The organism is Parasutterella sp. (assembly GCF_057870745.1).
The window spans coordinates 1-9,791 of sequence record NZ_DBMALT010000065.1 but is presented as its reverse complement, the minus strand read 5'-3'; the positions used below and the strand labels follow the sequence as shown (position 1 = coordinate 9,791).

Annotated in this window: 10 protein-coding genes; 8 read left to right on the top strand and 2 right to left on the bottom strand. The window is 50.1% G+C overall.

Annotated elements, in window-relative coordinates; all coding sequences use genetic code 11:
- Together ACZND6_RS12145 and ACZND6_RS12140 are read right to left on the bottom strand one after the other, a co-directional pair.
- The coding region (locus ACZND6_RS12145; protein WP_489524730.1) for an SDR family NAD(P)-dependent oxidoreductase at positions 1 to 234 on the bottom strand (234 nt) is incomplete at its 3' end.
- Positions 231 to 848, bottom strand: a complete 618-nt coding sequence (locus ACZND6_RS12140; RefSeq protein WP_293737694.1) for a flavodoxin — start codon at positions 846 to 848, stop codon at positions 231 to 233. The genes ACZND6_RS12145 and ACZND6_RS12140, both read right to left, overlap by 4 nt.
- 96 nt (positions 849 to 944) lie before the next feature.
- Here ACZND6_RS12140 and ACZND6_RS12135 point away from each other — a divergent pair, with 96 nt between their 5' ends.
- From ACZND6_RS12135 to fba, 8 genes are all read left to right on the top strand, one after another.
- Positions 945 to 1,850 carry an AraC family transcriptional regulator gene (locus tag ACZND6_RS12135; protein ID WP_293737693.1) on the top strand — a complete coding sequence of 302 codons (906 nt, stop codon included), beginning with the start codon at positions 945 to 947 and terminating at the stop codon, positions 1,848 to 1,850.
- Between the two features lie 192 nt (positions 1,851 to 2,042).
- Positions 2,043 to 2,540, top strand: a complete 498-nt coding sequence (gene tsaE / locus ACZND6_RS12130; RefSeq protein WP_293737692.1) for a tRNA (adenosine(37)-N6)-threonylcarbamoyltransferase complex ATPase subunit type 1 TsaE — start codon at positions 2,043 to 2,045, stop codon at positions 2,538 to 2,540.
- Positions 2,540 to 3,970, top strand: a complete 1,431-nt coding sequence (locus ACZND6_RS12125) for an N-acetylmuramoyl-L-alanine amidase (protein ID WP_293704121.1) — start codon at positions 2,540 to 2,542, stop codon at positions 3,968 to 3,970. The genes tsaE and ACZND6_RS12125 overlap by 1 nt, the downstream gene beginning before the upstream one ends.
- Positions 3,971 to 4,080: 110 nt before the next feature.
- On the top strand, positions 4,081 to 5,652 hold the full coding sequence (locus ACZND6_RS12120; RefSeq protein WP_293737691.1) for an FAD-dependent oxidoreductase: 1,572 nt from the start codon (positions 4,081 to 4,083) through the stop codon (positions 5,650 to 5,652).
- 45 nt (positions 5,653 to 5,697) lie between these two features.
- Positions 5,698 to 6,069, top strand: coding sequence for a cytochrome c3 family protein (locus ACZND6_RS12115; RefSeq protein WP_293737690.1), 372 nt, complete (start codon positions 5,698 to 5,700; stop codon positions 6,067 to 6,069).
- 9 nt (positions 6,070 to 6,078) lie between these two features.
- The gene (locus tag ACZND6_RS12110; RefSeq protein ID WP_293737689.1) at positions 6,079 to 7,833 is read left to right on the top strand and encodes a sensor histidine kinase; all 1,755 of its coding nucleotides are present in this window, start codon (positions 6,079 to 6,081) and stop codon (positions 7,831 to 7,833) included.
- The gene (locus tag ACZND6_RS12105) at positions 7,830 to 8,462 is read left to right on the top strand and encodes a response regulator transcription factor (protein WP_293737688.1); all 633 of its coding nucleotides are present in this window, start codon (positions 7,830 to 7,832) and stop codon (positions 8,460 to 8,462) included. Before ACZND6_RS12110 ends, ACZND6_RS12105 begins: the two co-directional genes overlap by 4 nt.
- Before the next feature lie 130 nt (positions 8,463 to 8,592).
- Positions 8,593 to 9,660, top strand: a complete 1,068-nt coding sequence (gene fba / locus ACZND6_RS12100) for a class II fructose-bisphosphate aldolase (RefSeq protein ID WP_293704742.1) — start codon at positions 8,593 to 8,595, stop codon at positions 9,658 to 9,660.
- The last annotated feature ends 131 nt before the right edge of the window (positions 9,661 to 9,791 follow it).

Sequence of the window (9,791 nt, the reverse complement as noted above, 5' to 3'; positions counted from 1 at the left end):
AGTAATCGGTCCGAGTTCTTTGGAAAACTTGATTAACTCGGCAACGGATTCTTTTGATGAGATATCGCACCTCTGTCCGACGGCATCAAAACCTGCATTATTGAGGAGCAGGGCGGCGGAGGCGGCATTCGCAGCGTTTTTGTCGGATACGACGATTTTCATTCCTGAACCGATTCTTCTCACGATCGCTAAACCGATCTGTCCGGCGCCGGTAAGTACTAAAACGTTTTTCATTTGCGATCTCCTTCCTTAATCATTTTCTTTGCCCAGTTCTGAATAGTTTTGGTTGAACTATCTACATGAGTTCCTGCGATAGCGAGAGACGGAAGGTAGACGGCTTGCGGTTGTCGAGCTTTTAAGTCCGTTTCTGAGCCGCCGAACCCGCTTCCTTCATGCGTGCAGAAGTGAGCGATCTTCTTTCCTCTGAGGTTTGCCTTGTCTAGGAAGGTTCTAGCGACCATCGGCATCTCCGACCACCAAATCGGATGACCGAAGAAAATCAAGTCGTATTGAGCAAGATCAGGCATCGGAAGTTTGAATTCCGGTCTGGCGTCGGCTTCCTGTTCTTTTTGTGCTTCAGCGGTGGTCTGCCGATAATCGAACGGGTAGTTGTGAACTGGCTGGATTTCCCAAACATCAGCTCCGGTCGCTTCCTGAATGACCTTTGCCATGCGGGCAGTATTGCCGACGGCAAGATTTTTGGTGTCGCCGTGCCAGTAGTTCATTCCGTTTCTGGAAAAATAGATAATTAAGGCCTTCCTTGCCTTATTTTCTTTACCTACTTCTGTTGTATTTCCAATATTGAGAATTGACATCAGGCTTATTCCCATAAAAGTTCTTCGAATCATTGGATTGTTCCTTGAATTTATGTATGAAATATTACATAGGAATTAACTTTTGGAATAAACTTAAAATCTCTATAAATTGCCCTAAATTCTCAATTAATGATCGACAGAACATTACTTATTCAATCCTTAGCAGAAAATCTGGAGAAGATCACTTCGGATCCTCAGATAGTTCCTGAAACTTTGGATTCCGTCAGATTCATTCGTCGAGAGAGTGACAGAAAGTTTGGTTGCTTGATTTCTAAGCCTTCTTTTTCCCTCGTTGTTAACGGATCTAAGAAGGCTCTGGTTGGAGATGAAGAATTTTTGTACGGTACCGGTGCATGCCTGCTGACCGGAAGTTTTATGCCGGATTCATTCGAGGCAGTGGACGCTTCCGAAACCAATCCTTTCCTCGCAATCAGCCTGACGATTGAGCCAAAGCTGTGCGACCAGGCAATTGCCTTTCTGTCGGAGAAAGAGGCGATTGGCAGCGAGACGGGAAATTCAAAGATCTTTTCTTTGTATGAGGCGGATGAAGGATTGCTGGATGCTTTCCTGAGACTTTCCGAGTTGGCGCTCCATCCTGAACACGCGGCGCTCTTTAGTGACATCGTCAAACGCGAGATCTACCTTAGAGTTCTAACGAGTCCGTTGGGGATAGCTTTTTCTCAGCTTTACGTCCCAGGAACTGCGGAGAATAAAATAAGGAGAGCTGTGGATTGGCTCTCTGCGCATTTCAGTCAGCCGATCGATCATTCGTCCGTGGCAGAAAAAGTCGGAATGTCCACCGCCTCTTATTACCGGAGATTCAGAGAGATCGTCGGAAGCACGCCGAGTCAGTTTGTTCGGAATTTACGTCTTACAGAAGCCAAGAGACTGATGATTGATGAACAGTTCGAGGCAGCTCAGGCTTGCTATCGAGTCGGATATGACAGTCCCACGTATTTCAGCCGAGAGTTTAGAAACCTGTTCGGAGAGTCGCCCGCAAAACACGTCAAACGAATTGCTGCTGAGATGCAATAGTCGTTTTTCGGCTTCTTCGAAGCGTTAAATTCAGCCGAGATAATACAAACGAAAAGGAGAGAAGGCCATAACTTTGTTCTTTAGCTGTCAATGCTCTTGAATAACCAGGCCAAACACGGCCCGAGATGACCATCTCGGTCGAATCAAAATCCCGGAGGCTGTGGTATCTTTAGAATAATTTTCGAGAAATGAATGAATACAGACGCACATTCCTTAGAGTTTCATCTCGCTGACGAAGAAGCGACGTCAGAACTGGGCGCTCGGCTGGCTCGAGCCTTGGACTCCGTTAAATCCGAAATCCTGGAAAAAGGACTCAACATCAAGTTGGTCGGGGATTTAGGCGCCGGTAAAACCTACCTGATGCGATCCGCTCTGCGCGCCCTAGGATTTGAAGGCCGTGTAAAAAGTCCTACCTTCTCTTTATTGGAGACCTACAAGGTCGACGGCTTTACGGTCAATCATTTTGACTTCTATCGTTTCGAGGATCCGGTCGAATTTGAAGAAGCCGGATTCCGCGAGAACTACGGCCCCGGAAGGGTAGTGGCGTCCGAGTGGACGTCCAAGGCAGAGCCTTTTGTTCCGCAGCCGGATCTGACCATCACGCTTAAGAATGAGGGAGAGGGCCGCGTCTGTGATATTTCAGCAAATTCTGCTCTCGGCAATCAAGTTTTAGAAGTACTCAAAAAATAATGAACACTCGCAGGTCGTTTTTGGAAGGAGCGGGCGGCGCTCTTTTGCTCTCCTTTGTTCCCTGGTCTCCGGCGTACGGAGCCCAAGTGGTCGACGTCCGCGCCTGGCCTGCGGAAGAATACACACGCATCACGATTGAGCATGATGCGCCGATGAAGTTCAAATACTTTGTTCTGCGCAATTCCGATCCGGTCAGATTGGCTGTGGATATTGACGGTTTGCTTCTGACCGATAAGCTCAAGCAGATTATTCAAAAAGTTAAGCCTAACGATCCCTATATTTCCAGAATTCGGGTCGGCCAGAACCGACCGAATGTGGTTCGTATCTCGATTGATTTCAAGACCGATGTCGATCCTCAGGTTTTCTCGCTGAAGCCGGCCGGCCAATACCGATACCGTTTGGTTTTTGACATCTATCCGGCGACACAGAAAGATCCTCTGATGGCCATCATCCAGAAGGAAGAATCTGAGCCGGACGCGATTAAGAGCCTTTTGGCTCAGGTTGCCGAAGGTCAGAAGCGAATGGAGGAAAACCGCGCTGACTCCGGAGAAGAGGTCGATCAGCTGGGCCAAATCTTGGCGGGTATTGCGGATGGCTCGCTTGCTCCGATGCGTCCGGATGAAGAACCGAAAGGGACCTCAAAGCCGTCGCAGACGAAGCCGGCAAAGAAACCGGAAACGCAGCTGGCACAGACAAAGCCTTCAAAGACGAAACCAACTCGCTCTCCGAGGGTCAGAACCTTGGTCATCATGATCGATCCGGGGCACGGCGGAGAAGACCCGGGCGCTATCGGAAGAAGACATCGGACAAGAGAAAAAGACGTCGTGCTGGCAATTGCACGAATTTTGCGCCAGGAACTTAACGAAATTGAAGGCGTCAAAGCCATGCTCACCAGAGACGGGGACTACTTTGTTCCGCTCCAGAGAAGAGTTCAGAAGGCGCGTGCGGCCAAAGCAGACTTCTTTGTTTCGATCCACGCCGACGCCTGGGTTAAGCCGACGGCGAGAGGATCGTCTCTTTACGTGTTGAATACCAGAGGTCAGGTATCTACGGCGAACCGCTGGCTTGCCCGCAAGCAGAATGATGCCGACTTGATCGGCGGCGTTAACCTCAGCAATAAAGACAAGCAGATTGCTCGAATCCTGATGGATATGTCCATGACGTCTCAGGTTTCGGACAGTATGGTTTACGGCGCTCGAATTCTGAACGAACTCTCGAGAATCAATCAGCTGCACCGTGGAAAAGTAGAGCAGGCAAACTTTGCAGTGTTAAAGGCGCCGGATATTCCTTCCGTGCTTGTGGAGACGGCCTTCTTGTCGCATCCTGAAGAGGAAAAGAAGCTGCGTACGCGAGCCTTCCAGCGTAAATTGGCTTATGCCATTGGAAACGGAATTCTGAAAGGTTTCGGCCACAAATCAAGACTGGGCTAGTGATTATCCTTAGATCAATCTTAACTTCTCTTGATTGATATCAAGTTACTCGAGTAGGTACCGGAACGACAATTTCCTTGAAGTTCAAAAACAACTCAAGGAGAAAAAACATGACAACACGTCGTTCCTTTTTAGCCGCTTCTAGTGCGGCTGCAGCAGGTGCCTTCATTTCTAATCGCGCATCGGCAGCCGATGTTGCGACAATCCAGCTTCCCGCTAAATGGGATGCAGCAACCGATGTCTTAGTCGCCGGTTCCGGAATTGCCGGCATGTCCGCCGCCATTTCTGCCCTCGACAAAGGCGCTAAAGTTCTTGTGATGGAAAAAGGCAAGAACTACGGCGGCTGCGCCATCATTAACGGCGGCATCATCGCCTTAGGCGGCGGAACAAGAACGCAGAAAGAACACGGCGTAGAAGACTCGCCCGAGCAGCTCTATAAGAAGCTGACCAATCCGGCACATCACGAATATCGCAAGAACACGCCGGAACTCGTCAAGAAGTATTCCGAATGGTGCCCCGGAACTCAGGTTTGGTTGGAAGAACACGGCGTGAAGTTCCTCCCGACATTCACTAAACCCGGTAAATATGACTCTCAGCATCACGAGTCCTACCATCATATTTGGTGGAAAGACTCCGGCGAAGGCGGCCGTAAACCGCAGCCGACAGGCGGATTCATGACCGGACGCGGCATCATGATGCCTTACTACGAATACTTCACCGGCAAAGGCGGCCAGATTTTCTTGGAACATAAAGTCGTAGACGTCTACGTTAACGATCAGGGGGCCGTGGTCGGTGCTAAGGTTCAAAAACCCGACGGTTCGATCATGAACGTTAAGGCCAACAAGGGTGTCGTGCTCGCCGGCGGAAGCTGGAAAGCAAATCCGCAGCTCAGACGCTTAACCGATCCTCGCTTCACGGAAAACATGATCTCCACCGGATATCCGTTCGTTGCTCCGGACGGCAGTGCAATCCTTGCAGGTATGAGAGCCGGCGGTATGTATGTCGGTGATCGCTGTGAAGACACGCCTCATCTTCGCCGCAAGTTCGGTACAGCACACTACGGCTTCCCGAAGGGCAGCAAGTACGGTGCTCCTGGCCTCGGCATTTCCGGTCCTCGCTGGGCTGAGGTGATTTTCACGAACAAGTCCGGTGACCGCTTTGTGAAAGAGCTCGATAAAGCCAACCTCGGCGGCTACACCTTCTATGACGCAGCCCTTGCACAGCCCGACCAGTTCCTGTGGACGGTGTTCGATGATGCCACCGCTAAGAAATACCATTGGGATACAAAGGCTCCGACCTGTGAAGAAGGTTATGCCTTCACGGCTCCGACGCTTGCCGAATTGGCCAAGTTAACCAATCAGCCGAACTTAGAGCAGACGGTTGCTCGCTACAACGGCTTTGTAGACGCTAAGAAAGATGATGACTTTGATAAACCGGCTGAAAGCCTCACGAAGAAAATCGAGCAGGGTCCTTTCCATGCCGTGCGCTTAGTCCTCTGCGTTCACAACCTGACGGGCGGTTTGGCCATTAACGACAATGCTCAGGTTCTTGGTCAGGACATGAAGCCGATCAAGGGCTTGTATGCCGCAGGTGAAACGGCCGGCGGTCTCTATGTCGGCAACGGTATGCCTCGCGCCATCATGCCGGGGCGCTGGGCCGGTGAACACGCAGCAGCCAACTAACTGTCAACTGAAAGATGCCGGCGGGAAACCGCCGGCAGAGAAAAAATGAAGACAATAAAAGTTATTTTTCCCGCTTTGCTTTCCTTGTTTCTAGCCGGCGCCGTATTTGCTCAGAACGCTCCCGAAGCGATGAAAAAAGAGCAGTGTCTGGCTTGCCACGGACCGACTTTTGACGACTTGATCAAGAAAAACGTTCAGGCGCCCTCTGACAGCGGTCCCGTAAACCCTCATGTATGGATTCCACATGCCGGCGGTCCCGAAAAAGCCGCAACGGAATGCATTGACTGTCATGCTCAGCATTCGATGCCTCCGAAACCCGGATACAAGGATACCAGTGCATCTCTTGAACCCTGCTACGCCTGCCACCATAATTATCAGTTGAAGAAGTGCTCTTCCTGCCACGGTGACAAAAACTAATTCAACAGCATGTTCCGATCGTTATTCGCATTTGTTTTTTCCATCTTCATTTCTTTATCGGCGGCCGCGAATGCCGAGCCCCCGATAACGATCGGACTTATTCATTTTTCACCGCCACTGAGCACGGACATGAACTTTGGTCCGACGCTCAAGCACCTTCAAAACTTTTTTGCGCCCCGAAAGGTCACAGCCAGGGTTTATCAGTCTTCGGAATTAGAGCAAGCCGTTGAACAAGGCAAAATCGACTTCTTTTTCGCGAGCTCCGGTTTCTTCTATCGGATGCGTCCCTTCGGCGCTCGAGACTTGGCCACGATTGTGATCGCAGCCAAAACCAAACCGAATTTCGGGACGGCGGGTGTCTTTTTTACGCGAAGAGACCGGAAGGACATCACTAAGTTTGAAGACATGAAAGGCAAGGTCCTGGTGGCCAACTACGAGACGGCGTTTCACGGCTATCGAACGGGTATGGCCGAACTGGAGAACCGCGGCTACAACCACGAAAAATTCTTTAAAAAAGTCATTTTTGCTGGTGAAACGGCCTCTGTAATTATCAATGACATCATTGCAGGCAAAGGCGACGTCGGTTATGTCAGGGCCTGCTGGCTGGAAGAGTACGAACTTCAGAATATCTCGGTGATGGATAAACTCAAGGTCATCGGAGCGAAACCCGGACCGATCAAATGTCTTCACTCTACGCGTGCTTATCCGAACAACACATTTGCCGCCACATATAAAGTGGATCCTGAATTAGCCAGAGAGATGACGCTCGCATTGCTGTCGATGAAACCGGAGAAAGACGGACAGGCTTGGTCGATTGCAACTGACTTCAAGCCGATCGACGACTTGTACCGATCTTTAAAAGTCGGACCCTACCGATACCTTCGGGAGTGGTCGGTAAGACGGGTGCTGACTGAGTTCTGGCCGGCGTTTGTTATTGTCATTCTAGGAATTCTCGGTCTGGTGGTGCACAGCTGGCGCGCTCAGAAGTTGGTTGATCGCGCTACGGCAAAACTCTTGGTAGCAGAAGCAAGCAGAAGGAGGACTTTGGAGAAATCCAGGGAGCTTGCAGAGAAAATAGAGACACAGCAAAAAATCAATCTGGTGGGACAGCTCTCTTCTATGTTCGCGCATGAGATGAATCAGCCTTTAGCTGCATGTAAATATTTTGTAGACGGACTGAAGGCCCTTCGTAAACAAAAGAAGGTCCCGGACGAAAAAATGCTCGACTTTAGCCTCGGACAGATGGAGCATGAATTAAAGCGTGCTTCTCAGATCGTCAACAAAGTTCGCGACTACTCTAGAAAGACCGTGACAAGAGAGGCTCGAGTAGATCTGACAAGTATCGTTCAGGAAATTACGCAGACACTGAAGATGAAATTCCACAACAGTGTCGCCGTCGATGTTAAGTGTGCGCCGAATGTTGATGTTGAGGGCGATCCGGTAGAAACGGAAATCCTCTTCTGGAATCTTCTGAAAAATGCAATGGAAGAGAGCCAAAAAGTGGAACGTCCTGAGGTTTGGGTTGTATTGGAAACGGATGAGGATTCGGCGATTCTTACGGTAGAAAACAGCGGCAGAAAGCTCTCTGAGGAAGATGTCGCGAAGCTCGGTACGCAAACCTTTAAGAGCGAAAAGTCCGAAGGACTGGGCTTAGGGTTGGTTGTCGTCAGATCCATACTGGAGGCGATGAACGGCGTCATCCAATATGCTCCGCGTGATCAAGGCGGCCTGAAAGTAACTGTACGTCTGAAGATAAAAATATGACCATCGATCCCGGTATAAAAAAGAGATTTCTTATTCGAATTGTTGATGACGATGTCGGCGTAAGGACCGGCCTGACATTTTTGCTGAAATGTCTTGGCTGGAGTTCTGTGGACTATCTTTCAGCTGAAGAATTTCTTCAGAAAGACAATATGCTCATTCCCGGATGCATCTTGCTGGATATCCGCATGCCGGGCATGTCAGGTCTGGCGCTCCAGCAAAAATTGTTTTCCGACGGCGTTCAGCTTCCCGTGGTCATTATCACGGGTTACGCCGATGTGGAAACCGCTGTACGTACCTTAAAACGCGGAGCCTTTGATTTTCTGGAAAAGCCGATTGAAGCTGAAAAACTGGATGCTGTGCTGGAGAACTGCTGGAATCGCTGGAACGTAAAAAACAGCGGACAAAGTCCTCAGGAAATCGCAGCGATCTTCCATGAAATGAGCGAAAGAGAAAAAGGCATTGTCCGACTCTTGGTCCAGGAGCTGACCAGCAAACAAATCGGCGACCGCCTAGGGCTGTCAGAACGAACGGTTCAAGGTCATCGGCTGAATCTCTATAAGAAGTTCGGCGTGCATACTCGGGATGAACTTTTGTCTTGTTTAAAAGTGATGGAAGAGCTCTCTGAGTAAGGAAAACGGAAACGCAAAATATTGCTACAGCTCAGTATTGTTATTGAAGGGGCCGATCGTATTTGGTTAGAATTAACAGATTACGGATTCGGTCAAGAATCCCTTTGGATTAATATTCGGAGATCAAAACATGGCTCTCGTGTCGTTGCGTCAACTCCTTGATCACGCAGCAGAAAATAACTACGGTATTCCGGCTTTCAACGTTAATAATCTTGAACAGGTTCAGGCCATTATGCAGGCTGCGGACGAAGTAAACGCGCCTGTCATCATGCAGGCTTCAGCCGGCGCTCGTAAGTATGCCGGTGAAGTTTTCCTGGAGCACCTGATTAAGGCTGCTATTGAATCCTATCCGCATATTCCGGTCTGTATGCATCAGGACCACGGTCAGAGCCCGGCGGTCTGCCAAGGCGCCATCAATCTCGGATTCTCTTCCGTGATGATGGACGGATCCCTCATGAGCGACGGCAAGACGATCTCTACGTTCGACTACAACGTTAACGTCACCAAAGAAGTCGTTAACATGGCTCACAAAGTCGGTGTCTCCGTTGAAGGCGAACTCGGCTGCCTGGGCTCTTTGGAAACCATGAAAGGCGACAAAGAAGACGGCCACGGTACCGACGCTGAAATGACACGCGACCAGCTACTGACCGATCCGGATCAGGCCGCTCAGTTCGTGGAAGAAACACAGGTTGACGCTCTGGCCATCGCGATCGGCACGAGCCACGGCGCCTACAAATTCACTCGCAAGCCGACAGGAGACATCCTCTCGATTCAGCGTGTGAAAGAAATCCATGCCCGCATCCCGAATACACACCTTGTGATGCACGGTTCTTCTTCCGTTCCTCAGGAATACTTGGAAGAAATTCGTAAATACGGCGGTCAGTTCCGTACGACCTACGGTGTTCCTGTTGAAGAGATCGTCGAAGCTATTAAGTACGGTGTCCGCAAGGTCAACATCGATACCGATATCCGTTTGGCCATGACGGCTGCTATCCGCAAGTACTTTGTTGAAAACCCCGAAGCATTCGACCCGCGCGCCTACCTGAAAGCAGCCCGCGCCGCTTCCGTTGAAATGTGCAAGTCCCGCTACATCGCTTTCGGCTGCGAAGGTCAAGCTTCTAAGATCAAGCCGCTGCCGCTTTCTGAAATGGCTCGCCTTTACAGCGAAGGCGTGTTAAGACAGAAAGTGAACGATTAATTTCGTCATTTTTTACGGACCGCTTCGGCGGTCTTTTTGGTGTGCTCGGCATGAGCATTCTCTATAGGGTGAAAGTCCCGAGTCTGCCCGCTAGTGGGAAAGACTAGCGAACCCCAAGGTGTCTGCAGTGA